Source organism: Streptomyces sp. NPDC107575 (genome assembly GCF_055657265.1).
In genome coordinates this window covers 98,086-119,839 of sequence record NZ_JBVKBG010000011.1, presented here as the reverse complement: position 1 = coordinate 119,839, position 21,754 = coordinate 98,086, and the positions used below count along the sequence as shown (strand labels likewise).

21 protein-coding genes are annotated in these 21,754 nt (G+C 72.5%); 8 read left to right on the top strand and 13 right to left on the bottom strand.

The features are described from left to right. Positions 1-13 precede the first annotated feature (13 nt). Together ACZ7L4_RS39465 and ACZ7L4_RS39460 are read right to left on the bottom strand one after the other, a co-directional pair. The gene (locus ACZ7L4_RS39465; protein ID WP_472109890.1) at positions 14-1,051 is read right to left on the bottom strand and encodes an NAD-dependent epimerase/dehydratase family protein; all 1,038 of its coding nucleotides are present in this window, start codon (positions 1,049-1,051) and stop codon (positions 14-16) included. An 88-nt stretch (positions 1,052-1,139) separates the two neighbouring features. Next, positions 1,140-1,856 (bottom strand): lysophospholipid acyltransferase family protein, encoded by a 717-nt coding sequence (locus ACZ7L4_RS39460; RefSeq protein ID WP_472109889.1) that lies wholly within the window; start codon positions 1,854-1,856, stop codon positions 1,140-1,142. A gap of 209 nt (positions 1,857-2,065) precedes the next feature. On the opposite strand from ACZ7L4_RS39460, the gene ACZ7L4_RS39455 reads away from it, so the two are divergent. After that, on the top strand, positions 2,066-2,458 hold the full coding sequence (locus tag ACZ7L4_RS39455; RefSeq protein WP_472109888.1) for an SSI family serine proteinase inhibitor: 393 nt from the start codon (positions 2,066-2,068) through the stop codon (positions 2,456-2,458). Between the two features lie 18 nt (positions 2,459-2,476). On the opposite strand, the gene ACZ7L4_RS39450 is transcribed toward ACZ7L4_RS39455, so the two are convergent. The 5 genes from ACZ7L4_RS39450 to ACZ7L4_RS39430 form a co-directional block, all read right to left on the bottom strand. Further along, on the bottom strand, positions 2,477-2,635 hold the full coding sequence (locus ACZ7L4_RS39450; RefSeq protein WP_326020160.1) for a hypothetical protein: 159 nt from the start codon (positions 2,633-2,635) through the stop codon (positions 2,477-2,479). A 100-nt stretch (positions 2,636-2,735) separates the two neighbouring features. Next, positions 2,736-3,689 (bottom strand): cytochrome c oxidase assembly protein, encoded by a 954-nt coding sequence (locus tag ACZ7L4_RS39445; RefSeq protein ID WP_422405878.1) that lies wholly within the window; start codon positions 3,687-3,689, stop codon positions 2,736-2,738. Between the two features lie 110 nt (positions 3,690-3,799). After that, the gene (locus ACZ7L4_RS39440) at positions 3,800-4,825 is read right to left on the bottom strand and encodes a 6-phosphofructokinase (protein ID WP_472109887.1); all 1,026 of its coding nucleotides are present in this window, start codon (positions 4,823-4,825) and stop codon (positions 3,800-3,802) included. 178 nt (positions 4,826-5,003) lie between these two features. Continuing rightward, positions 5,004-5,735, bottom strand: a complete 732-nt coding sequence (locus ACZ7L4_RS39435) for a type 1 glutamine amidotransferase (RefSeq protein WP_472109886.1) — start codon at positions 5,733-5,735, stop codon at positions 5,004-5,006. 35 nt (positions 5,736-5,770) lie between these two features. Continuing rightward, positions 5,771-7,009: a MurT ligase domain-containing protein gene (locus ACZ7L4_RS39430; RefSeq protein WP_472109885.1), complete on the bottom strand. Its 1,239-nt coding sequence runs from the start codon at positions 7,007-7,009 to the stop codon at positions 5,771-5,773. Positions 7,010-7,150: 141 nt separating this feature from the next. Here ACZ7L4_RS39430 and def point away from each other — a divergent pair, with 141 nt between their 5' ends. Further along, complete coding sequence (gene def / locus ACZ7L4_RS39425) at positions 7,151-7,696, top strand: peptide deformylase (RefSeq protein WP_472109884.1); 546 nt, start codon at positions 7,151-7,153, stop codon at positions 7,694-7,696. A gap of 16 nt (positions 7,697-7,712) precedes the next feature. Here def and ACZ7L4_RS39420 read toward each other — a convergent pair whose 3' ends face one another. Then, positions 7,713-8,366 (bottom strand): TetR/AcrR family transcriptional regulator, encoded by a 654-nt coding sequence (locus ACZ7L4_RS39420; protein WP_450813192.1) that lies wholly within the window; start codon positions 8,364-8,366, stop codon positions 7,713-7,715. Positions 8,367-8,529: 163 nt separating this feature from the next. Between ACZ7L4_RS39420 and ACZ7L4_RS39415 the strand changes: the two genes are divergently transcribed. Next, positions 8,530-9,756 carry an acyl-CoA dehydrogenase family protein gene (locus ACZ7L4_RS39415; RefSeq protein WP_450813190.1) on the top strand — a complete coding sequence of 409 codons (1,227 nt, stop codon included), beginning with the start codon at positions 8,530-8,532 and terminating at the stop codon, positions 9,754-9,756. Positions 9,757-9,780: 24 nt separating this feature from the next. Here the strand turns inward: ACZ7L4_RS39415 and ACZ7L4_RS39410 are convergent, their stop codons facing one another. Together ACZ7L4_RS39410 and ACZ7L4_RS39405 are read right to left on the bottom strand one after the other, a co-directional pair. Beyond that, positions 9,781-11,058, bottom strand: coding sequence for an SWIM zinc finger family protein (locus tag ACZ7L4_RS39410; RefSeq protein ID WP_472109883.1), 1,278 nt, complete (start codon positions 11,056-11,058; stop codon positions 9,781-9,783). After that, entirely contained in the window at positions 11,055-13,856 is a 2,802-nt protein-coding gene (locus ACZ7L4_RS39405) for a DEAD/DEAH box helicase (protein ID WP_472109882.1), read from the bottom strand. Before ACZ7L4_RS39405 ends, ACZ7L4_RS39410 begins: the two co-directional genes overlap by 4 nt. Before the next feature lie 342 nt (positions 13,857-14,198). Between ACZ7L4_RS39405 and ACZ7L4_RS39400 the strand changes: the two genes are divergently transcribed. Together ACZ7L4_RS39400 and ACZ7L4_RS39395 are read left to right on the top strand one after the other, a co-directional pair. Beyond that, on the top strand, positions 14,199-15,257 hold the full coding sequence (locus ACZ7L4_RS39400; RefSeq protein WP_472109881.1) for a fatty acid desaturase family protein: 1,059 nt from the start codon (positions 14,199-14,201) through the stop codon (positions 15,255-15,257). Between the two features lie 149 nt (positions 15,258-15,406). Then, positions 15,407-15,589, top strand: a complete 183-nt coding sequence (locus tag ACZ7L4_RS39395) for a hypothetical protein (RefSeq protein ID WP_472109880.1) — start codon at positions 15,407-15,409, stop codon at positions 15,587-15,589. Positions 15,590-15,647: 58 nt separating this feature from the next. On the opposite strand, the gene ACZ7L4_RS39390 is transcribed toward ACZ7L4_RS39395, so the two are convergent. The 3 genes from ACZ7L4_RS39390 to ACZ7L4_RS39380 all read right to left on the bottom strand — a co-directional run bounded on the left by ACZ7L4_RS39390 (position 15,648) and on the right by ACZ7L4_RS39380 (position 17,701). After that, positions 15,648-16,487, bottom strand: coding sequence for a hypothetical protein (locus tag ACZ7L4_RS39390; protein WP_472109879.1), 840 nt, complete (start codon positions 16,485-16,487; stop codon positions 15,648-15,650). A gap of 176 nt (positions 16,488-16,663) precedes the next feature. Beyond that, positions 16,664-16,951: a hypothetical protein gene (locus tag ACZ7L4_RS39385; RefSeq protein ID WP_472109878.1), complete on the bottom strand. Its 288-nt coding sequence runs from the start codon at positions 16,949-16,951 to the stop codon at positions 16,664-16,666. A 135-nt stretch (positions 16,952-17,086) separates the two neighbouring features. After that, entirely contained in the window at positions 17,087-17,701 is a 615-nt protein-coding gene (locus ACZ7L4_RS39380; protein WP_472109877.1) for a class I SAM-dependent methyltransferase, read from the bottom strand. Positions 17,702-17,943: 242 nt separating this feature from the next. Here ACZ7L4_RS39380 and ACZ7L4_RS39375 point away from each other — a divergent pair, with 242 nt between their 5' ends. From ACZ7L4_RS39375 to ACZ7L4_RS39365, 3 genes are all read left to right on the top strand, one after another. Continuing rightward, positions 17,944-18,717: an MHYT domain-containing protein gene (locus ACZ7L4_RS39375; RefSeq protein ID WP_472109876.1), complete on the top strand. Its 774-nt coding sequence runs from the start codon at positions 17,944-17,946 to the stop codon at positions 18,715-18,717. 61 nt (positions 18,718-18,778) lie between these two features. Beyond that, positions 18,779-21,310, top strand: coding sequence for a sensor histidine kinase (locus ACZ7L4_RS39370; protein ID WP_472109875.1), 2,532 nt, complete (start codon positions 18,779-18,781; stop codon positions 21,308-21,310). Beyond that, positions 21,307-21,747 (top strand): roadblock/LC7 domain-containing protein, encoded by a 441-nt coding sequence (locus tag ACZ7L4_RS39365; protein ID WP_472109874.1) that lies wholly within the window; start codon positions 21,307-21,309, stop codon positions 21,745-21,747. Before ACZ7L4_RS39370 ends, ACZ7L4_RS39365 begins: the two co-directional genes overlap by 4 nt. Positions 21,748-21,754: the final 7 nt, after the last annotated feature.

The following is a 21,754-nucleotide window of genomic DNA, read 5'->3' as shown; positions in this document are numbered from 1 at the left end:
CAGTTCGATAGGGCTACGCGGCCCGGGACGCCAGCCAGGCGTCCTCGGCCGCGTAGTCGAACAGACCGGTCGTGTACGACGCGACCATCTTCGGGAAGCCGGTCTCCCAGTCCTGCTCCCGCAGCCGCGCGGTCAGCCACTCGACCGTCTCCGGGAGCGCGTCGGCGTATGTCGTCACCGGCTTGTACCCCAGCTCCCGCTCGGCGGCCGACATGTCGAAGACGAACGGGTACGGCAGCGACCACGGCGTGTCCCCGACGGTCTCCGCGGGCGGCGGGCCGGGCACCAGCACCGTCTCCGTCTCCACGCCCATCAGCTCGTCGATCATCGTGCCGATCTCGGCGACGGTCGGGCAGTCGGGGTCGGCGGCATTGAGCACCCGCGAGCCCGGACGGGCCGCGGCGAGCCGCACCAGCTCCGCCACGTTCCGGACGCTCGCCGGGTTGAAGCGGCTCTCCCCGCCGAACGCGAGTACCCGCCTGCGGCGCCCGTCGAGGTTGCGCTTCACGAAGTACAGCTCGCGCGGCGTGCGGCAGTGCGGCCCGTGCACCGCGGACGCCCGCAGCAGGGTCGTCGGCAGCGCCTCGCCCAGCGCCAGCAGATCCCGCTCCAAGCGCACCTTGCGCGTCCCGTACGTCGCGTCGCCCGGCGCGAGCGACCGGTCGGTCTCCTTCACGGGGCCGTCGTAGCGGGGCCAGCCGTCCGGCTCGGCCTGCGTGTCGAAGCTGCGGCCCGCCTCGTCCTCGTAGACGGCGCCGCTGGAGATCACCACCGCCGAACCGATCCGGCCCGAGAGGTTCGCGAGCTGCCGCCCGTGCTCCCGCGTGAAGGCCACCATGTCGACGACGAGGTCGACGCCGTCCCCGACCAGCTCCGCGAGCGCCGCGTCGTCCTCCCGGTCGAGCCGCACCGCCCGCACCTCGCCCGGCCAGCCCGCGTCCCGCCCGCCGCCGCGCGAGGCCGCCGTCACCTCCCAGCCGTCCGCCGCGAGCGCCCGCACCGCGGGCCGCCCGATCTGCCCTGCCGCACCGATCACCAATGCCTTCTTCATGACCGGACCGTACGTCGGCGGGGGCCGCCCGGGCCCCGGAATCTGCTCAGCGCAGAGCGCGGAACGGCGCGCGGAACCCGGGTCGGGATCAACTCAGCGGGAGCCGCGGGAACTTCCGGGCCTTCTCCTCCTCGGCCTCCGCCTTCACGAGGGCCGCGTACTTGTCGACGTACTCCTGCCCGGACAGCTCCAGGATCGCGTACATGATCTCGTCGGTGACCGCCCGCAGGATCGCCTTCTCGTCGTCCATCCCGACGTAGCGCGAGAAGTCCAGCGGCCTGCCGAAGCGGATCGTCACCCGGTGCATCTTCGGGATCTTCTGGCCGGGCGGCTGCGCCTCGAACGTGCCGATCATGGCGCACGGGACCACCGGCGCCTGCGCCTTGAGCGCCATCGCGGCGACGCCGACCTTGCCCTTGTAGAGGCGGCCGTCGTGCGAGCGCGTGCCCTCCGGGTAGATGCCGAGCAGCTCCCCGCGGCGCAGCACCCCGAGGCCCTCGCGGATCGCCGCCTGCCCGGCCTCCTTGCCCGAGCGGTCGACCGGGATCTGGCCCGCGCTGCGGAAGAACGCGGCCGTCAGGCGGCCCTTGAGCCCCGGCCCGGTGAAGTACTCGGCCTTCGCCAGGAACGTGATCCGCCGCTTGATGATCGCGGGCATCAGGAAGTGATCGGCGAACGACAGATGATTGCCCGCGACGATCGCGGCGCCGGATTCCGGTATGTGCTCCAGGCCCTCGATCCGGGGCCGGAAGAGCAGCCGCAGCAGCGGCCCGAGGATCACGTACTTGAGCAGCCGGTAGAACATCCCGATCGCCTTCCCCCACGAACCACTTGGACCGCTTGTACTGCCGCTTGTACCGCCGCGTGCTTGCGCACAGTAACCAATCGGCAGCGTCGGCGCGAGAGCCCGATCGGGCCCTGTCCGGGGCCGGTACGGCGCGTCCGCTTGGCGGCGGCGGCCTTGGCGGGTGCCCTGTTTCCACCCTGACGTCCCAGCACCGGAGGTTCATCCGCATGCGTTCCGTCCACCTGGCCGCTGCCGCGTTCCTGTTCCTGTCCGCGGCCGCCCCCGCCGCGGCCGCCGCGACCACCGGTCCCGAACAGCCGCGCGAGCTGTTCCTGACCGTCTCCGGCGCCGACGACACCTGGACCCGCGGCGTCCACCTGAACTGCATGCCCCGGCCCTCGGGCGAGCACCCGCACCCCGCCGAGGCCTGCGCGGCCCTGGAGGCGGCCGGGGGCGACCTGGACGCACTGCCGGTCGAGCAGCAGCTGTGCACCCAGGTCTACGATCCGGTCACCGTCGAGGCCACCGGCACGTACCGCGGCAAGGCGATCGCCTGGCACAAGACCTTCGGCAACCCCTGCGCGATGGAGGCGTCGACGGGCCCCGTCTTCCGCTTCTGAGCCCGGTGGCGCCGGCCGTCAGCTGCTGCGCGACGCCACCATCGCCACGGTGAGCAGGCCGAGCACCACCCAGCCGAACCACAGCCACCCATTGCTGCCGAGCGCCACCGTGTAGGCGGTCACGGCCACCAGGCCGCCCACGGTGAACGCACCCATCGTCTTCGTGGAACCGGGCATCACACACCCTCCTCCCAGCAGCCGGACGGAGTCCGAGCCGCGACCAGGAGGCCATATTCACCCGTAACGGGGCAGTGGCGCTACTGCCCGCGCCGGTCGGCTACTGCGGGCGACCGTGGAGCGAGGCCAGATAGGCGTTGTACGCCTCCAGCTCCTTGTCGCCGTCCCGGTCCGCTGCGCGGTCCTTGCGGCGGGCCTGCCGGTCCTCCGACTTCTTCCACTGGAAGAGCAGGGCGAGCAGCACCAGGACCGAGGGCACCTCGCTGAACGCCCAGGCGATGCCGCCCGCCGCCGTCTGATCGGCGAGCGGATCGATGCCCAGCGAGGCCGGCGGATTCTCGAACGTGCCGACCATCGTCGTCGACGCCATCATCAGCGCGATGCCGAAGAAGGCGTGGAACGGCATGCCCGCGAACAGCTCCAGCATCCGCATCACATAACCGGGCCGGTGCGGCCCCGGGTCCACGCCCATGATCGGCCAGAAGAACACCAGGCCGACGGCGAGGAAGTGCACCATCATCGCGATGTGGCCGACCTTGGACCCCATGAGGAAGTCGAAGAGCGGCGTGAAGTAGAGCGCGTACAGGCTCGCGATGAACAGCGGGATCGTGAAGGCGGCGTGCGTGATGATCCGCATGTAGCGGCTGTGCAGCAGCGCGAGGAGCAGCTCGCGCGGCCCCTTGCTGCCGCGCTTCGCGGACACCGGCAGCGCCCGCAGCGCCAGCGTGATCGGGGCGCCCATCAGGAGCAGGATCGGCGACAGCATGCTGATGACCATGTGCTGCACCATGTGCACGCTGAACATGACCATTCCGTAGTCGTTGAGCTTGGTGCACATCACCAGACCGATGGTGAGCACGCCCACGACGTACGAGATCGTCCGCGACACCGGCCACGCGTCACCGCGGCGGGTCAGGCGCACGACGCCCCATCCGTAGAGGGCGAGCGCCAGCAGGCACCCGACGAGGAAGAAGGGGTCGGCCGACCATTCAAGGCCACGCCCCAGCGTGAACGGCGGCAGATCCATGTTCATGCCGTGCCCGCTGTGATCCATCCGCCGGCTCCTGTTGCTCGTTTCGTACGGATTGTGCGCACCCAGACTAGAACTGCCCCCGGCCGTCGCATCGGCCGGGGGCAGTTACGCGTGCTGGGGAGGCGTACGGGTCAGAGCACGCACTCGGCTTCGGCGTACCGCTCGTCCGGCACCGTCTTCAGCGTCTGCACGGCCTCGGCCAGCGACGTCATCACGATGTCGGTGCCGCGCAGCGCCGTCATCTTGCCGAACTCGCCGCGGTGCACGGCCTCCACGGCGTGCCAGCCGAACCGCGTCGCGAGCACGCGGTCGTACGCGGTGGGGGTGCCGCCGCGCTGCACATGGCCGAGGATCACGGGGCGCGCCTCCTTGCCGAGGCGCTGCTCCAGTTCGATGGAGAGCTGCCGCGCGATCCCCGCGAAGCGCTCGTGGCCGTAGACGTCCTTGCCGCCCTCGTCGTACTCCATCGACCCGGCCCGGGGCTTGGCGCCCTCGGCGACGACGACGATGGCGAACTTCTTGCCGGCCTCGAACCGCTCGCCGACCTTCTTGGTCAGCTCGTCGATGTCGAAGGGGCGCTCCGGCACGACGACGGCGTGCGCGCCCGCGGCCATGCCGGAGTGCAGCGCGATCCAGCCGGTGTGCCGCCCCATGACCTCGACGATCAGCACGCGCTGGTGCGACTCGGCGGTGGTCTTGAGGCGGTCGAGCGCCTCGGTGGCGACACCGACGGCCGTGTCGAAGCCGAAGGTCACGTCGGTGACAGCGATGTCGTTGTCGATCGTCTTCGGGACGCCGACGATCGGGAGGCCGCTGTCCGACAGGAGGCGGGCCGCCTTCAGGGTGCCCTCGCCGCCGATCGGGATGATCGCGTCCAGACCGAGGTCCGCGACGTGCCCCCTGGCCCGCTCGACGCCGTCACGCAGATGCGCGGGCTGGACGCGGGAGGAGCCGAGGATGGTGCCGCCGCGGGCGAGGATGCCGCCCACCGCGTCGAGGTCCAGCTTGCGGTAGTCGCACTCGAGCAGGCCCTTCCACCCGTCGTGGAAGCCGATGACCTCGTCGCCGTGGTCGACGACGGCACGGTGTACGACCGAACGGATCACGGCGTTCAGACCGGGGCAGTCTCCGCCGGAGGTGAGGACACCAATACGCATAAGCCCGGAATACCTTTGCAAACGTGGGCCGATGGCCGGACCACGCCGTCCGGCTGGACCCCCGTACCTTATCGGCGTCCGGGGGCCCTTCCGCACGGGGCGTCCGACTGGTGGACCGGCCTGCTCACATGGGCGCGGGGGCGCACCGAAGGGCCCCCGGGGAGGGCCCTTTCACGGGTCAGGCGGGCTGCGTCGTGGCCGCGGCGATCCGCTCGCCCCGGAGCTCCTCGTACCAGTGGTCGTTCACCGGCGGCAGCGCGTTCACGTCGAGCGCCAGCTTGATCAGCAGGTCGGCGATCTGCGGATTGCGCGCGAGCACGGGCCCGTGCATGTACGTGCCGAAAACGGTGTCGTTGAAGGCGCCCTCGGTGCCGTCCCCCGTCCCGTTCCCCTTGCCGATGCGGGTGCGGGCGAAGGCGCGTGCCGTGGGGCCCAGGTGCGTGACGCCCTGGTGGTTCTCGAAGCCGGTCAGCTCCGGAAGCCCCAACTCCGGGTCGATGTCGCCCAGTACGTCACCGACGCAGCGCTCGCCCTCGCCGCGCGTGGAGACGACGTCGAGCAGGCCGAGCCCGGGCTCGCGCTCACCGAGGTCGTTCACGAACTCGTGGCCGAGGATCTGGTACCCGGCGCACACGGAGAAGACGATCGCGCCGTTGCCCACCGCGCGCTGCAGTCCGCCGTCGCGGCGCAGCCGCTCGGCCGCGAGGCGCTGCGGCCGGTCCTCGCCGCCGCCGATGAGGTAGATGTCGCCGGAGGTCGGCACCGCCTGGTCGCTGCGCACGTCGTAGCGCTCGACCTGGAGGCGGCGCTGCTGCGCGCGGCGCTCCACCACCAGCGCGTTGCCCTGGTCGCCGTAGGTGCTCAGGAGGTCGGGGTAGACCCACACGAGACGCAGGCTGTTGTCACTCATGCTCATGATCCTTCGCTGGTCCTCGTCAGGCGGGGTCAGTTGCCCACACGCCGGCGGACGTCCTGGAACGCGGTGTAGTTGGCGATCAGCTCGATGCGCCCCTGCGGCGACATCTGCACCGCCTCGTCGAGCGTCTCGCAGACCCGGAAGTCCAGGCCCGCGACCTCGAGCCGGACCGCGAGGTCGAGCCGGCGGTCGCCGATCACGCAGATCGGGTGTCCGGCGAGGCGCGTGTAGTCGACGTCCCACAGCCAGGAGGTGTCGGTGCCGTCCGCGCCCCGCGCGTTCACCGAGAGGATCACCGGGGTCGGCGGCGGGTCGATCAGAGTGAACGTTTCGAGCCAGCCCGCGGGGTTCTTGGCGAGCAGCAGCCGCAGGTCGCGGTCCTGGAACTGCACGACGTCGTAGCGGCCCGCGACGGCCTGCACCTGGTACATGCGCTCCAGGGCGACCTGCGGGGGCACGCCGAAGCAAGCGGCCACGGCCGCCGACGTCGCCGCGTTCGCCTTGTTGGCGCGGCCCGGCAGCTGGAGGTTGATCGGCCAGGCCGAGCCGTGCGGGTCCACGACGTGGTCGCCCTGGAGGGCCCAGCTCGCGGTCGGCCGGCGGAAGCCGCACTCCCCGCAGAACCAGTCGTCGCCGGGGCGCTGCATCACGCCGCCGCACGCCGGGCACGACCAGGCGTCGTCCTTCCACTCCTGGCCGGCGGCGACCCACACCACGTTCGGCGAGGAGGAGGCGGCCCAGACGATCAGCGGGTCGTCCGCGTTCGCGATCACGATGGACTTCGAACCGGCAAGCCCCTCGCGCCACTTCTCGGCGAGCATGCGGGTCTCACCGGCGCGGTCCAGCTGGTCGCGCGAGAGGTTGAGCAGCGCGATCGCCTTCGGGTCGGTGTCGCGGGCGACGCCGGCCAGGTACTTCTCGTCGACCTCGATCACGCCGTACTTGGCCTCGCCGCCGCCGGCCAGGGCGGAGGTGATGCCCGCGGGCATGTTCGCCCCCAGCGCGTTCGAGACGACGGGGCCGCTGGCGCGCAGGGCCTCCGCGAGCAGTCGCGTGGTCGTCGTCTTGCCGTTCGTGGCCGAGACGAGCACCACGTCCAGGTGCTGGGCGACCCGCGCGAGCAGCTCGGGGTCGAGCCGCAGCGCGACCTTGCCGCCGATCACTGATCCGCTGCCGCGGCCCGCCGCCCGCGACACCGCGGCCGCGGCCCGGCCGGCCGTCACGGCCAGCTTGGCGCGCGGAGTCATCGGCTCCGAGTTGCCTGCCATCTTCCTGGGTCCTCCTTGCGTACGGCGCCGCGCCTGCCCCCGGCATCGTTTATGGGCTCAGCCTATCGAGATCCTCTGACAAGCCCGAACAGCGGCACCACCAGCGCATCGTGGTGCCTACTGGACCGTACCCTTACGGCCATGCGACACGGCTCGATCCCGGGCGCCTCAGGGCGCGTACGACCCCTGACCCTGCTCGGCGAAGCCGTGCTCCACCAACCCTGCGCCCAGGTCACGGACTTCGGACCCGGTCTCGCGCGCCTGGTCGAGGACATGTTCGCGACGATGTACGCGGCGCAGGGCGTGGGCCTCGCGGCGAACCAGGTCGGCGAGGGCCTGCGGGTGTTCGTCTTCGACTGTGAGGATGACGACGACGTGCGCCACGTCGGCCACGTCGTGAACCCGCGCCTGGTCGAGGCCGACGGCGAGGTGATCCGCGGCCCCGAGGGCTGTCTGTCGCTCCCCGGCCTGGAGGCGGGCACGCCCCGCTTCGACCACGCGCGCGTGGAGGGGGTCGACGTCGAGGGCGCGCCCGTGGTGATCCACGGAACGGGCTGGTTCGCCCGCTGCCTCCAGCACGAGTGCGACCATTTGGAGGGCCGTACGTACACGGAGCGGGTCACCGGGTGGCGGCGCAGGAGGGTCCTGCGTCAGGCGGCGAGGGCGTCGTGGGCCGTGCCTTCCTGAGGTGTCGCGGGCGGGCTCAGAACCCGGGGCCGCCCACCTTGTCGCCCGCCGCGGCGAGCCGGCCCCACAGCAGGTCGGCGAGTCCGCGCACCAACTCGGCGCGCTCGCACGGGCGATCACCGAGCCACCAGTCACCAGCGGCGTGCATCATGCCGACGATTCCGTGGCCCCAGACGCGCGCGAGCTGCTGGCTGCCCGGGCCGAGGTCCACACGCTCCTCGATGACCTCGGCCAGCTCCTCGCCCATCCGTCGCAGCAACGGGAACGAGTGCCGTCCGACGTCGAACCCGGATTCGGCGGGGGAGCCCTCCGACGGATGCATGAGGAAGCGGTAGACCTGAGGACGGGCCTCGATCGCCGCGAGGTAGGTGTCGAGCGTCGCCTCCACGCGCTCGCGGCGCTCCGCGGGCGCGTCCAGGGCGGCCCGCAGCGAGGCGAGCAGCGCGTCCGTGTGGCGCGTGGCGAGCGCCGCGTACAGGCCGCCCTTGTCGCCGAAGTGCCGGTACAGGATCGGCTTGGTGATCCCGGCCTCCGCAGCGATCGCGTTCATCGAGGCGCCTGGGCCGTCCCGGAGCACCACGCGGTCCGCGGCCTCCAGCAGCTCGCGCCGCCGACGCTCGGCGGCGGACTGCTGGTCCGCGCGCTGATCGGTCCGCTGTGTGGTCACCATGAGTTCTTCTCCCCGCCCCTGCGATTGCCTGACGCACGCGAAAGGTAACACCCCATGGCTATTCGGTATCGAACGCGCACTCGGAGGTTGACATGGGCTACTCGCCAGTAACAGACTCGCGTTACCTTAAGTAACACAGCATTGCGTGCGCCCTGGAGGGGTTATGGCCGAGTTCACCATGGATCTCAACGACGAGCAGAAGGAAGTCCGTGACTGGCTTCACGGCTTCGCCGCCGATGTGATCCGCCCCGCGGCCGCCGAGTGGGACGAGCGCGAGGAGACCCCCTGGCCGGTCATCCAGGAAGCGGCCAAGCTCGGAATCTACTCCCTGGACTTCTACGCGCAGCAGTTCTTCGACCCCTCGGGCCTCGGCATCCCGATGGCCATGGAGGAGCTGTTCTGGGGCGACGCGGGCATCGGCCTGTCCATCGTCGGCACCGGCCTCGCCGCCGTCGGCGTCCTCGCCAACGGCACCGAGGAGCAGATCGGCACCTGGATACCGCAGATGTACGGCGACGTGAACGACGTGAAGGTGGCCGCCTTCTGCTCGTCCGAGCCGGACGCGGGCTCCGACGTCGCCGCCATGCGCACGCGTGCCGTCTACGACGAGGCCAAGGACGAGTGGGTCCTCAACGGCACCAAGACCTGGGCGACGAACGGCGGCATCGCCAACGTCCACGTGGTGGTCGCCTCCGTGGACCCGGAGCTCGGCTCCAAGGGCCACGCCTCCTTCATCGTGCCGCCGAACACCCCCGGCCTGTCCCAGGGCCAGAAGTTCAAGAAGCACGGCATCCGCGCCTCGCACACCGCCGAGGTCGTGCTGGAGAACGTCCGGATCCCCGGCTCCTGCCTGCTCGGCGGCAAGGACAAGCTCGACGAGCGCCTCGCCCGCGCGCGCGAGAAGGCCAAGAAGGGCGGCGAGCGCGTGAAGAACGCCGCGATGGCCACCTTCGAGGCCTCGCGTCCCGCCGTCGGCGCCATGGCGGTCGGCACCGCCCGCGCCGCCTACGAGGAGGCACTGGAGTACGCGAAGACGCGTGAGCAGTTCGGCCGCCCGATCATCGACAACCAGGGCGTGGCCTTCCAGCTCGCCGACATGCGCACCCAGATCGACGCCGCGCGCCTCCTGGTGTGGCGCGCCTCCTGGATGGCGTCCACGGGCAAGAAGTTCGAGAACGCCGAGGGCTCCATGTCCAAGCTGTTCGCGAGCGAGACCGCCAAGAAGGTCAGCGCCCAGGCCGTCCAGATCCTCGGCGGCAACGGCTTCACCCGCGAGTACCCCGTGGAGCGCATGCACCGCGACGCCGCGATCTACACGATCTTCGAGGGCACGAGCGAGATCCAGCGCCTGGTCATCGCCCGCACCCTTTCGGGCATGCCGATCCGCTAGCCCCCTGGGCGTGCGCCGGTGGCCCTACCCGTCCTCGTCGGCGGAGCCGGCCGCGCCGGCCAGAGCGGAGGCGGGGTCGGAGGTCGCCGGGCCCGCGGGCGTCCAGCGGCCCCGCTGCTTGCGGTAGGGCCACCAGCGGCCGTCCCGGCCGAGCCGCAGTTGGGCCTGTCCGTCCGCGGTGCTCCAGCGGCAGCGGGCGGCCTTGAGGGCGGGGCGCTCGTCGTCGTCCCAGGCGGCGTCGAGCGCGGCACGCGCGCGTGCGAGCCCGTCCGCGTCCGGCGCCCACTCCTCGTCCAGTACGTCGAGCGCGGCGGCGCCCCCGTACTCCCAGGCGCGCACGGCGAGCGTCAGGCCCTCCCGGCCGCGGCCCCCGGTCTCGGCGAGCCGCGCCCGGATGTGCGGCGCGGGGGACGCGGCCGCCAGGCGCACGGCGTCCTGCGGGACCGTCAACTCCGGCAGCGCGGCCCGCTGTTCGTGGCCGGGGGACAGCGCGTCCGCGAGCAGCCGGTGCGCCTCGGTCGCCGCCTGCGCGCCGAGGAAGCCGAGCGCGTCGACGTCCGTGCCCGCGGGCGGCGGCGTCTCAGTGTCGAGCGACGGCGGCAGTCCGGGCTCGTCGGGCAGCGGCGGAGGACCCGGCAGCGGCGGCAGCACGATCGCCGACGCGTACGCCTCGGCGGCGTCCACGCCCTCGGTCTCCTGGTCCTCGCGCGGCGCCTCCTGTTCGGTGCGCACGGTGCTGCGCACCTGAAGCTCGTCGAGCAGCGCGCGCTCGCCGCGCCCGCGCAGCAGAAGCAGCACGAACGGGTCCTGGTCCAGCAGGCGCGCGAGCTGATAGCTCAGCGCCGCCGTGTGTGCGCAGTGGTCCCAGGCGTCGCAGTCGCAGCGCGGCTCCAAGTCGCCGATCCCCGGCAGGAGTTCCACACCCGAGGCCGAGGCGTCCTCCACGAGGTGCGGCGGCATGTCGCGGTCCAGGAGCGCCGCGATGTGCCCGGCACGCTCGGCCGCCATCGTCAGGAAGCCGTCCCACTCGTCCTCGTCCAGGCACTGCAGCAGCACGTCCGAGCGGTACGTCGCGCCGCCCCGGTCCTCCACCACCGCCGTGATGCGGCCCGGCCTGACCGAGACCGCGCCCACCGCACCGGCGCGCGCGAGCCTGCGCCCCGCCTTCAGTTGCGCGGTGTCGAGCGCGGTGTCCTCCAGCGCCTTCAGCCAGGCCTGCCCCCACCAGGTCTCGGCGAACGCGCGCCCGCGCGCGGGTGGCAGCGCCGCGAACGTGCGCATGTCGTCTTCCGTGTGACTCATCGATTGCCCCCTCGCAGCTCGACCAGGTCCGCCAGTTCCGCGTCGGTGAGTTCGGTCAGTGCCGCCTCGCCGGAGCCGAGCACCGCGTCCGCCAACTCCTGCTTGCGGAGCAGCATCTCCGCGATGCGGTCCTCGATCGTGCCCTCGGCGATCAGCCGGTGCACCTGCACCGGCCTGGTCTGCCCGATGCGGTACGCGCGGTCGGTGGCCTGCGCCTCCACGGCCGGGTTCCACCAGCGGTCGTAGTGCACGACGTGCTCCGCGCGCGTGAGGTTGAGTCCGGTGCCCGCGGCCTTCAGGGAGAGCAGGAACACGGGCACCTCGCCCTCCTGGAAGCGCCGCACCATGGACTCGCGCTCCGCGACCGGGGTGCCTCCGTGGAGGAACATCACCGGGACGCCGCGGGCCGCCAGATGCTGTTCCACGAGGCGGGCCATCTGCACGTACTGCGTGAACACCAGCGCGCTCGCGTCCTCGGCCAGGATCGTGTCCAGGAGCTCGTCGAGGAGTTCCAGCTTCCCGGAGCGGCCGGTGATGCGCGGCTTGTCCTCCTTGAGGTACTGCGCCGGGTGGTTGCAGATCTGCTTGAGGCCGGTGAGCAGCTTGACGATCAGGCCGCGCCGCTCGAATCCGGCCGCCCCGGCGATCTCCGCGAGCGTCTCGCGCACCACGGCTTCGTAGAGGCCCGCCTGTTCGGCGGTCAGGGACACCGCGCGGTCCGTCTCGGTCTTGGGCGGCAGCTCCGGTGCGATGCCGGGGTCCGACTTGCGCCGACGCAACAGGAAGGGCCCCACGAGCTTGGCCAGGCGCTCCGCCGCTGCCGGGTCCTTGCCGCCCTCGATCGCCTGGGCGTAGCGCGTGCGGAACGTGCCGAGGCGGCCCAGCAGGCCGGGTGTCGTCCAGTCGAGGAGGGCCCACAGCTCGGAGAGGTTGTTCTCGACCGGGGTGCCGGTGAGCGCCACGCGCGCGCGTGCGCTGATGGTGCGCAGCTCCTTGGCCGTCGCCGAGTACGGGTTCTTCACGTGCTGCGCCTCGTCGGCGACGAGCATTCCCCAGGGGGCGGTGCCGAGTTGGGCCGCGTCCAGGCGCATCGTGCCGTACGTGGTGAGGACGAACTCGCCGTCGGCGAGGTTCTCCAGGGAGCGGCGCCCGCCGTGGAAGCGGCGCACCGGGGTGCCAGGCGCGAACTTCTCGATCTCGCGCTGCCAGTTGCCCATCAGGGACGTCGGGCACACCACGAGCGTCGGCCCGGCGCTCTGCGGGGAGGTCTGGCGGTGCAGGTGCAGCGCGATCAGGGTGATCGTCTTGCCCAGGCCCATGTCGTCGGCGAGGCAGGCGCCGAGGCCGAGCGAGGTCATCCGGGCGAGCCAGTTGAGTCCGCGCAGCTGGTAGTCGCGCAAGTCGGCCTGGAGTGCCGCCGGTTGGCCGACCGGCTCCATGCCCTCGGGGTCGGCGAGGCGGTCCCGCAGGGTCGTGAGCCAGCCCGTGGGGCGCACGTCGACCCGGCGGCCCTCGATCTCGGTCGAGCCCGTGAGAACGGCGCTCAACGCGTCGACGGGGGTGACCTTGCGGTCCTGGTGGGAGCGGACGCGGCGGGCCTCCGCGGGGTCGATGAGCACCCACTGGTCGCGCAGCCGCACCATCGGGCGGTTCGCCTCGGCGAGCACGTCCAGCTCCTCGCGGCTCAACTCCTGGTCGCCCAGGGCGAACCGCCAGTCGAAGGCCAGCAGGGCGTCGGCGGACAGGAAGGACGGCCCGTCGGAGGACAGCCCGTCGGGGTCCTCACCCTCGGCCGGGCCGATCACCGCACGGGCCGTCAGCTTGCGGGCAAGCTCCTTGGGCCAGTGCACCTCCACGCCGGCCGCCGACAGCGCCCGCGCGCCCTCGCCGAGCAGCTCGGCGACCTCGTCGTCGGCCAGTTCGACGGCGTCCGGAACGGTCGCGGAGAGCAGCGGCGCGAGCGGCGTCCACGCGCGCGTGGCACGGCGCAGCGCCAACAACGCGTCCATACGGGCACGGTCGCCGAATGCCTGTCCGGAGGCGCCGGTACCGGCCCACACCTGGGCCGCGTCCGCGACCAGGGTGGGGTCGCTGACGCTGTGCAGCTGAAGCACGGCGCGGAACGGGGCGCGGGGCTCGTCGTCGGCGAGCAGTTCGAGCCCGGGGACCTCCACGCGCAGCGAGATCCGTACGCCCGCGTCGAGTCCCGCCGCGACATCCCCCGCCCAGGGGCGCAGCTCGGGCACCCGCTGCGGAGCCCGCGCCGCGAACGCCGGTGCACCGGCGGCGTGCGCGGCGGCGGGGGAGCGCGGCAGGGCGTCGGCCACCGCGTCCAGGAACGCGCGCAGCAGTTGCTCCGGGGCGTGCAGGCGCGGCGGTTCGTGCCCGTCCAGCGGCACGGCGTGCGCCTCGGGCGGCATCGCCGCGGCCAGCTCCCTGACCCGGTCGAGGTCGGCGGCCAGCAGCGGTCCCGCGCGCCACGCGTCGTGTCCTTCGGCGCTCACGCCGGGCAACAGGAGCCCACGGGCGACGAGTTGGAGCGCCAGGAGGCCGGCCGTGCCCCAGAAGCTCGCGGTCGGGTCGGCGTCCGCGGTGGCACGCGCGCGGGTGAGCACCGGCAGCGCGGTGCGCACGGGCAGGGTGACGGCCGGCACGGTCACGGAATCCACGGCGTCCTCGCCGGGCAGCGCGAGGCGCAGCTCAGTGCGGGCGCCCGCCTCCGGCAGCGGCGGCTCGCCGCCGTCGGGCCGCCAGAAGGCCACGGTCGACGTGCGGGCCGGGTCGGCCGGAGTGAACACGACGCCGCAGCGCGCGAGTTCGGCGGTTTCGGAGGGAGTGGGCGGAGCGGTGCGGGTCTGCTCGGAGATGGCGACGTCCTCGTATTCATCAAACTTGACTACTCACCCTGGAGGCGCCGAGGGTACACCCCCGAAACGGCCCGACGCGCCTCCATATGTCGTGATCTGGATCACCTGACCCTTAAGGGTGGGGCTTACCCCCCTCTCGAGGTGGGGTGAACCCAGGCGGTACTCGGGTGGTGGCGCCATGGTCGATCAAGGTCCGTGATCCATAGGTTCCTAGAGGTCGGGCGACGCGTAGCCCGCCGCATCGACCTCACCCACCACAGACCGGAGACCGCCATGCCCTCGGCCGTCGGAACCCTGCCGAAACCCGCCACCAGGCCGGTTTCCCCCTCCCAAGGGGGAAGCGAGTTCACGCCCCTGCTGCGTGCCGTCAAGGGGCAGGGGCTGCTGGAACGGCGCACCGGCTGGTACGTGCGCACCATCGTGGTCAACGCCCTGTGCCTCGGCGCCGTCGTCACGGGCATGGCCCTCATCGGCGGCTCGTGGTGGGTGCTCGCCCTGGCCCCGGTCCTCGCGGTGCTGTGCGCGCGCACAGCCTTCATCGGGCACGACGCGGGCCACGCCCAGATCACCGGGAACCGCTCGGTGAGCCGGCTGATCGGCCTGGTCCACGGCAATCTGCTGCTCGGCATGTCCTACAGCTGGTGGAACGACAAGCACAACCGGCACCACGCCAACCCGAACCACATCGAGAAGGACCCCGACGTCGCCGCCGACGTCCTCGTCTTCACCAGCAAGCAGGCCGCCACGCGCGCGGGGTTCCGCGGCTGGCTCACCCGCCACCAGGCCTGGCTCTTCTTCCCGCTCACCCTGCTCGAGGGCCTCGCCCTGAAGCTCTACGGATTCCAGGACCTGCGCCGCCAGGGCCGCCGCGAACGCCTCGTGGAGGGCGCCTTCCTGGTCGCGCACGTGGCCGGATACCTCGCCCTGCTGCTCACCACGATGTCGCTCGGCCACGCGCTCGTCTTCGCGGCCCTCCACCAGGCGCTGTTCGGGCTGCACCTGGGCATGGCCTTCGCGCCCAACCACAAGGGCATGGAGATGCCCGACCCGGACGGCGACAAGTGGGGCCACCTGCGCCGCCAGGTCCTCACCTCCCGCAACATCAAGGGCGGCGCGCTGACCGACTGGTTCCTCGGCGGACTCAACTACCAGATCGAGCACCACCTGTTCCCGAGCATGCCCCGCCCCCACCTGCGCCTCGCCCAGCCCATGGTGAAGGCGCACTGCCGGGGGCTCGGCATCCCCTTCGTGGAGACGGGCCTCGTCGACTCCTACCGCCAGGCGCTGCGCCACATGTATGAAGTGGGAGAGCCGCTGCGGGCCGACATCTGACGACCTCCACGCGGTACGCGGGGACGCGGAATCAGGGATGTCTCAGGGTCCCTCGACGGAACTGCGGGCGACGTGGGCCCGTTTCTCACAGCAGAGGGCGAGCCCGCCCCACCCAGGCGAGGGCGGGCCGCCCCCGAAGGAGGCCACACATGTCGAAGAACGCGAAGATCGCCGCGGGAGGTGTGGCGGCCGGCATCATCCTGCTGATCTGGCTGCCCTGGTGGGCGGCCCTGCTCATCGTGCTGGGCGCGCCCACCGCCGCGTACCTGATGCTCGACCCCTCGCAGCGGCGCAGGCTGCGCCGCGTCTCGCGCAAGGAGCTGGGGCGCTGAGGAAAGCGTGACGGCCAAAGCCGCGCGGGGCGTTCGCGCCCCGTGCGGCCTTGGCGGTTCACGTGGGGCGTACGGCCATCTTGTCGAGCGCTTCGAGCAGGCTCGGCAGCTCCTTGCCGCGGCCGACCGGCAGCACCTCGCCCGGCTCGTCGTCGAGGAGCACGAAGGCGATGTCGTCGGTCCGCGCGACCATCGACCAGCCGGGCCCGTCGGCGCGCAGCGTCCGGGCGTCGCCGGAGGCGAACGAGGACCGCACGCGGCCCAGGGGCGGCGGCGCGTCCACGTACCCGCGCACCTCCGAGAGGACCCGCCGGATGCCGGTGTGCGAACCGCTCGGAGCGGCCTGTGCCGCGTCGCCCTCCTGGGGCGCCTCGGCGTCCTCATCCGTGGCGAACTGCGAGTCGTCGAGCTGCTCCCGCCAGACGGCCCACTGGAGCGCTATCTCGTCCGCTCCTAGGCGTCGTTGGGCCGGGCCCCACGTCTCCGTGTCGGGCGGCGTCAGCGGCGGCGTGTCCGCGTACTCGGGGTCGGGCTCGGGGTCGTGCGGCGCGGGGACGCCCGGGGCGGCCACCGCGAGCGCGAGCGGCCAGCCCGGCAGCGCCGCGACCATGCTGTCCTCGTCGGGCGAGAGCTCGTACTCCATCCCGCAGTCCCACGACGCGATGGCGACGGCGACGAGCGACACGTCGTCGACGACGACGGTCCAGCGGGCACCCTGCCCGTCCTGGCCGAGCACCAGGCCGTACCCCTCGGCCAGCGGTGCGAGCCCCAGGGCCGCGCAGGCCTCCGGGTAGTCGTCACCGAGCACGCTCGGGAACTTCGCAGGCGTCAGCAACACCGCCGTCAGCACGTACAGCGCGTCGTCCCCTTCGACCGCCGCTTCGTCCACTCCGGTCACGCCGGCCTCCCCTGAACTTCGTTCCACCGGCGAGACCTTAGCCAGTGCCCGACGGCGCCGTACAGGGGGGTCCGCGGTCGATGACCAGGAAAATCAGCGGCAGGTCGGCTCCTGTAGCCCTGCCGTGAACAAAGTGTCGACATCCAGTGCCCTTGACGTGCGCTCCCGCGCGTGGGTCACCCGACGGGCAGCCCAAGGAGGGAGCGGGCGACGGTTCGTGGCGGTTCGTCGCGTTCCCGCGCGAGGGCGATGACGGCCCTGCAGGCGAGTTCGTTGACCCCGAAGGCCAGTGCGCTCGGCTCGACCCAGCCCGCCGCCTCGTCGGCGCGCTCCTGGTCGTCCTCGACGCATGCCGTCACGTAGGCGGCAGCGGCCTCGAAGAGATTGTGCGCACGCTCCCTCCGGCCCGGCGTGCCGCCGTCCTCGCGCCACGTCCTCCACGCCTTGCGGACTCGATCGATCATGGACGCCACCGTCCCCCTGCCGGTAACCGCCGACGTGTGTCGCGCGGTTGCGGCCATGGTGACAGACCCGGCCGCGGAGCGGATCCCGCGCGGTGGGGCTCAGTCGGGTTCGGTTCTCGGCTCCTTGACCGCGGGTCAGGCCTCTCCGTCCTCGAACTCCCGCACCGCGAGCGCCAGGAAGCGCTCGTCCTCGTCGACGTACGAGGTCAGGCGCCAGCCGGCGGCGTCGAGGAGCGGGCGCAGATTGGACTCGGCGCGCAGGTCGTCCGGCGTGAGCGCGCGCCCGTGACGGGCGGCGAGGGCGGCCCGGCCGATGGGATGGAAGAGCGCGAGCAGTCCGCCGGGACGCGCCACGCGCGCCAACTCGCGCAGATTCTCCGCCGGTTGCGGCAGATGGGAGATGAGCCCTGCGCCGAACACCGCGTCCAGCACGCCCGCGCGGAGCGGCAGCCGGGCCACGTCCGTGAGCAGCAGTCGCCCCTCGGTGTCCCTGCCCGCCCGCACGGCCCGCTCCAACATGGCCGGCGTCAGGTCGGCGCCCAGGACCACTCCGGAGGGCCCCACGGCCGCACGCAGCGGCGACAGCGCCCGCCCCGTGCCGCAGCCGGCGTCGAGCACGCGGCTTCCCGGGCGCAGCCCCATCGCGGCCACCGCGGACGCGTAGGCGGGGCCGTCGTCGGGAAAACGGACGTCCCAGTCCGCGGCCCTGGCCGTGAAGAACTCCTGCACACGTGTGGCGTCATCGTTCATGCGCTCCATGATTGCGCAGCGCACTGACAGCGGCGCCCAGGCGCGTCCTGTGACACGAGTGGGGGACACGGGCGCCGAAAGGTCCCTTCTCCGTCGAAGACTTCGGCGAAGACATCGCATGCACGTGCGGTGCGCATGTTCGACACTCCCGCGACCGTTCCGAACCGCATCTCCTCCGTATTCCAAAACCTTTCGGACTGCGCCCCTGTTGCGCGCCCCCGCCGGAATACCGTCCCTGACCCATGGGACACCTGGACCACGCCGCCTTCGGCTGGCTTACCCCCGTGCTGTCGTACGCGATGGCGTGCATCGGCGCGGCGCTCGGGCTGCGCTGCACCGTGCGCGCCCTGAACACCACGGGCCGCGCCCGGCGCAACTGGCTGCTCACCGCCGCCTCCGCCATCGGCACCGGCATCTGGACCATGCACTTCGTGGCGATGCTCGGCTTCACGGTCACCGGCACCGAGATCCGCTACGACGTGCCGCTGACCATCCTCAGCCTGCTGGTCGCCGTGGCGGTCGTCGGCGTCGGCGTGTTCGCGGTCGGTCATCACCGCGAGCGGGGGCGCGCGCTGGTCCTGGGCGGCCTCACCACGGGCATCGGCGTGGCCAGCATGCACTACCTGGGGATGGCGGCCCTGCGCCTGCACGGGCAGGTCCACTACGACCCGCTGCTGGTGGCGCTCTCCGTGGTGATCGCCGTCGTCGCCGCGACCGCCGCGCTGTGGGCGGGCCTCAACATCAAGTCGCCGGGCGCCGTCGCGGTCGCCTCCCTCGTCATGGGCGGCGCCGTGAGCAGCATGCACTACACCGGGATGATGGCGGTGAGCGTGCGGGTGACCCCCTCCACGGCGGAGCTCGCCGGGGCCACGGCGATGCAGTTCATCTTCCCGCTGGCCGTGGGGCTCGGCTCCTACCTCTTCCTGACTTCGGCGTTCGTCGCGCTGTCCCCGACCGCGGACGAGAAGGAGGCCTCCACGTCGGCGCAGCGCCCGCTGGAGAACCTCACTCCCTGACCGCACGAACACCGGCCCGGCACCGGCACGCGACCGTGCCCCGACCCCGATCGAGGAGGCCATGCGCCCGCCCCGCAGAACCCCCAGCTCCGGCCCTCCGCAGGCGAGTTCGGCCCCCGCGCGCGGCCGGCGGGCGCACGCCGGACCGCCCGCCGACGAAGACGTCCTGGTGGAGCCGGAAGAGCCCCGCGGGGCGCCACCCGCGCGCGGGGGAGCCGTGAATCTGCGTCCGCGCACGGTCCGGGCGAAGATCATCTGCCTCCTGATGGTGCCCGTCGTCTCGCTGCTCGCCCTGTGGGCCTTCGCCACCGTGAGCACCGCCCAGGACGTCGCGCGGCTGCGGCAGTTGCAGCGGGTCGACGAGTCGGTGCGTGCGCCGGTCGGCGCCGCCGTGGCCGCTCTGCAGCGCGAACGGACCGCGGCCGTCGCCTACGCCACCGAGCCCACCGCGGGCCGCGGCGACGACCTCACCAGGCGCGCCGCCACCACCGACCGCGTCGTCTCCGCCCTGCGCATCGGCAAGGACGGCACGGTCGCGGACGGCGCGGACCTCCCGCGCGCGGTGGCCGGCCGGCTGGAGTCGTTCGTCGCCGGCGTCGAGCACCTGCGGAGCGTGCGCAAGGCCGTGCGGGAACGGCGCACCGGCTGGGACGACGCCTACGGGCAGTACACCAGGTCCGTCGACAGCGCCTTCGCGGTGAGCGGCTCGCTCACCGGCATCCAGGACTCCGAACTCGGCTCCGACGCGCGCGTGCTCCTGGAATTCGGCCGCTCCGGCGAGATGCTCGCCCGGGAGAACGCGGTGCTCGTCGGTGCCCGCCTCGCCGGTTCCCTGGACGGCGAGCGGCTGCGGCTGTTCACCGGTGCGGTGGAGACCCGCGGAAACCTGATCGGCACGGCCGCTCGCGACCTGCGCGGTCCCGAACGAGCCGCCTGGAAACGGCTGGCGGCGGGCCGCGCCTACGGAGACGTACGCGCCGTCGAGGACCGCACCCTCATCGCGGAACCGGGCGGCAAGGCGCTCGCCGCCGCGTCCGCCGACTCCTGGAACACGGCGTACGCGACCGTGCAGGACCGATTGCGCGCCATCGAGACGGACGCCGCACGCGGTGCCGCGGTCCGCGCGGACCCGCTCACCCGCGGAGTCCTCACCCCGGCGGGAGCGGCCGTGCTGCTCGGACTCGTCGCCGTGGCGGCCTCGTTGGTGATCTCCGTGCGCATCGGCCGCGGCCTCGTCGTCGAACTCGTCAGCCTGCGCAACACCGCGTTGGAGATCGCCCGCCGCAAACTGCCCGAGACCATGCGCAGGCTGCGGGCCGGCGAGGAGATCGACGTGGCGGCCGAAGCCCCGCAGGGCCCGCCCGCCGAGGACGAGACCGGCCAGGTGTCCGAGGCGCTCACCACCGTGCATCGCGCGGCCCTGTACGCCGCCGTGGAGCGCGCCGAACTCGCCAGCGGCATCTCCGGGGTGTTCGTCAACCTCGCCCGCCGCAGCCAGGTCCTCGTCCACCGCCAACTCGGCCTCCTGGACAGCATGGAGCGGCGCGCCGACGACCCGAGCGAACTCGGCGACCTGTTCCGGCTCGACCACCTCACCACACGGATGCGCCGCCACGCGGAGAGCCTGATCATCCTCTCCGGGGCCGCGCCGGGCCGCGCCTGGCGGCAGCCCGTCCCGCTGACGAACGTCGTGCGGGCCGCGGTCTCCGAGATCGAGGACTACGCGCGCGTGGAGGTGCGTCATCTCTCCGCCGCCCAGGTGACGGGGGCCGCCGTCGCCGACCTCACCCACCTGGTGGCCGAACTAGTCGAGAACGCCGCCCAGTTCTCGCCCCCGCACACCAAGGTGCGCATCAGCGGCGAGCCCGTCGGCAACGGCTACGCGATCGAGATCGAGGACCGCGGCCTCGGCATGGGCAAGGAGAGCCTCGCCGAGGCCAACCAGCGCATCGGGCACTCGGAGGCCCTCGACCTGTTCGACAGCGACCAGCTCGGCCTCTTCGTGGTCAGCAGGCTAGCCAAACGCCACGAGATCAAGGTGCACCTGCGTACCTCCCCGTACGGGGGCACCACCGCCGTCGTCCTCCTGCCGACCCCCTTGCTGCACAAGGACGGCGAGGTCGGGCCGAGCGCCCACGACGCGCACCGACCGTCCCAGGAAGAGCGCCGCTACGCGCGCGTGCCCGAGCCCGAAGCGGGGCCGATGAACGACAGCCACCCCGTCCCCGCGCCGGCGCCCCGCCCGGCGCTCGCCCCCTCGGCGGAGCCGGAGAGCCCGCGGCACCCGCCGGGCGTCACCGCGCTGCGCCTGCGCACCCCGCCGGAACCGGTGAACCGCGAACTCCCGGAGGACACCGGGGACGACGACGCGGCCCCACCCCCCGACGGCCTCCCACGCCGGGTACGCCAGGCCAGCCTCGCGCCCCAACTGCGCGAGCGGCCGGCCGAACCGGCGCCCCCCGCGCGCGTGCCCGCACCGGACGAGCGCACCCCCGAACAGGTCCGGGCCCGGATGACCTCCTTCCGGGACGGCTGGGCCAGAGGCGGCGGCCGCCCGCCCGGCCCCGACACCCATGAAGGAGACTCCGCATGATCAAGGAACCGACTACCACGGGCACGGCGCACGGTTCCGGTGAACTGGACTGGCTCCTGGACGACTTGGTGCTGCGCGTGCCCGAACTGCGGCATGCCGTGATCCTCTCCAACGACGGGCTCGCCGTCGGCTCCTCCAGCGGGCTGCGCAGGGAGGACGCCGAACACCTCTCGGCCGTCGCCTCCGGCTTCAACAGCCTCGCCAAGGGCACGGGGCGGCACTTCGGAACCGGCGGGGTGCGGCAGACCATGGTCGAGATGGATGAAGGTTTCCTCTTCGTGGCGGCCGCCGGTGACGGTTCCTGCCTCGCCGTCCTGAGCACCGGCACGGCCGACATCGGGCTCGTCGCCTACGAGATGGCGCGCCTGGTCAAGAGGGTGGGCGAACACCTCTACACGGCCCCCAGAGCCGTCGGGCACCCGCCCACCGCGGGCTGAGGGGCAC

Coding starts and splice junctions, on each gene's coding strand:
- ACZ7L4_RS39465 (WP_472109890.1), bottom strand. CDS start 1,051: ATGAAGAAGGCATTGGTGATCGGTGCGGCAGGGCAGATCGGGCGGCCC.
- ACZ7L4_RS39460 (WP_472109889.1), bottom strand. CDS start 1,856: ATGTTCTACCGGCTGCTCAAGTACGTGATCCTCGGGCCGCTGCTGCGG.
- ACZ7L4_RS39455 (WP_472109888.1), top strand. CDS start 2,066: ATGCGTTCCGTCCACCTGGCCGCTGCCGCGTTCCTGTTCCTGTCCGCG.
- ACZ7L4_RS39450 (WP_326020160.1), bottom strand. CDS start 2,635: ATGCCCGGTTCCACGAAGACGATGGGTGCGTTCACCGTGGGCGGCCTG.
- ACZ7L4_RS39445 (WP_422405878.1), bottom strand. CDS start 3,689: ATGGATCACAGCGGGCACGGCATGAACATGGATCTGCCGCCGTTCACG.
- ACZ7L4_RS39440 (WP_472109887.1), bottom strand. CDS start 4,825: ATGCGTATTGGTGTCCTCACCTCCGGCGGAGACTGCCCCGGTCTGAAC.
- ACZ7L4_RS39435 (WP_472109886.1), bottom strand. CDS start 5,735: ATGAGTGACAACAGCCTGCGTCTCGTGTGGGTCTACCCCGACCTCCTG.
- ACZ7L4_RS39430 (WP_472109885.1), bottom strand. CDS start 7,009: ATGGCAGGCAACTCGGAGCCGATGACTCCGCGCGCCAAGCTGGCCGTG.
- def (WP_472109884.1), top strand. CDS start 7,151: ATGCGACACGGCTCGATCCCGGGCGCCTCAGGGCGCGTACGACCCCTG.
- ACZ7L4_RS39420 (WP_450813192.1), bottom strand. CDS start 8,366: ATGGTGACCACACAGCGGACCGATCAGCGCGCGGACCAGCAGTCCGCC.
- ACZ7L4_RS39415 (WP_450813190.1), top strand. CDS start 8,530: ATGGCCGAGTTCACCATGGATCTCAACGACGAGCAGAAGGAAGTCCGT.
- ACZ7L4_RS39410 (WP_472109883.1), bottom strand. CDS start 11,058: ATGAGTCACACGGAAGACGACATGCGCACGTTCGCGGCGCTGCCACCC.
- ACZ7L4_RS39400 (WP_472109881.1), top strand. CDS start 14,199: ATGCCCTCGGCCGTCGGAACCCTGCCGAAACCCGCCACCAGGCCGGTT.
- ACZ7L4_RS39395 (WP_472109880.1), top strand. CDS start 15,407: ATGTCGAAGAACGCGAAGATCGCCGCGGGAGGTGTGGCGGCCGGCATC.
- ACZ7L4_RS39385 (WP_472109878.1), bottom strand. CDS start 16,951: ATGATCGATCGAGTCCGCAAGGCGTGGAGGACGTGGCGCGAGGACGGC.
- ACZ7L4_RS39380 (WP_472109877.1), bottom strand. CDS start 17,701: ATGAACGATGACGCCACACGTGTGCAGGAGTTCTTCACGGCCAGGGCC.
- ACZ7L4_RS39375 (WP_472109876.1), top strand. CDS start 17,944: ATGGGACACCTGGACCACGCCGCCTTCGGCTGGCTTACCCCCGTGCTG.
- ACZ7L4_RS39370 (WP_472109875.1), top strand. CDS start 18,779: ATGCGCCCGCCCCGCAGAACCCCCAGCTCCGGCCCTCCGCAGGCGAGT.
- ACZ7L4_RS39365 (WP_472109874.1), top strand. CDS start 21,307: ATGATCAAGGAACCGACTACCACGGGCACGGCGCACGGTTCCGGTGAA.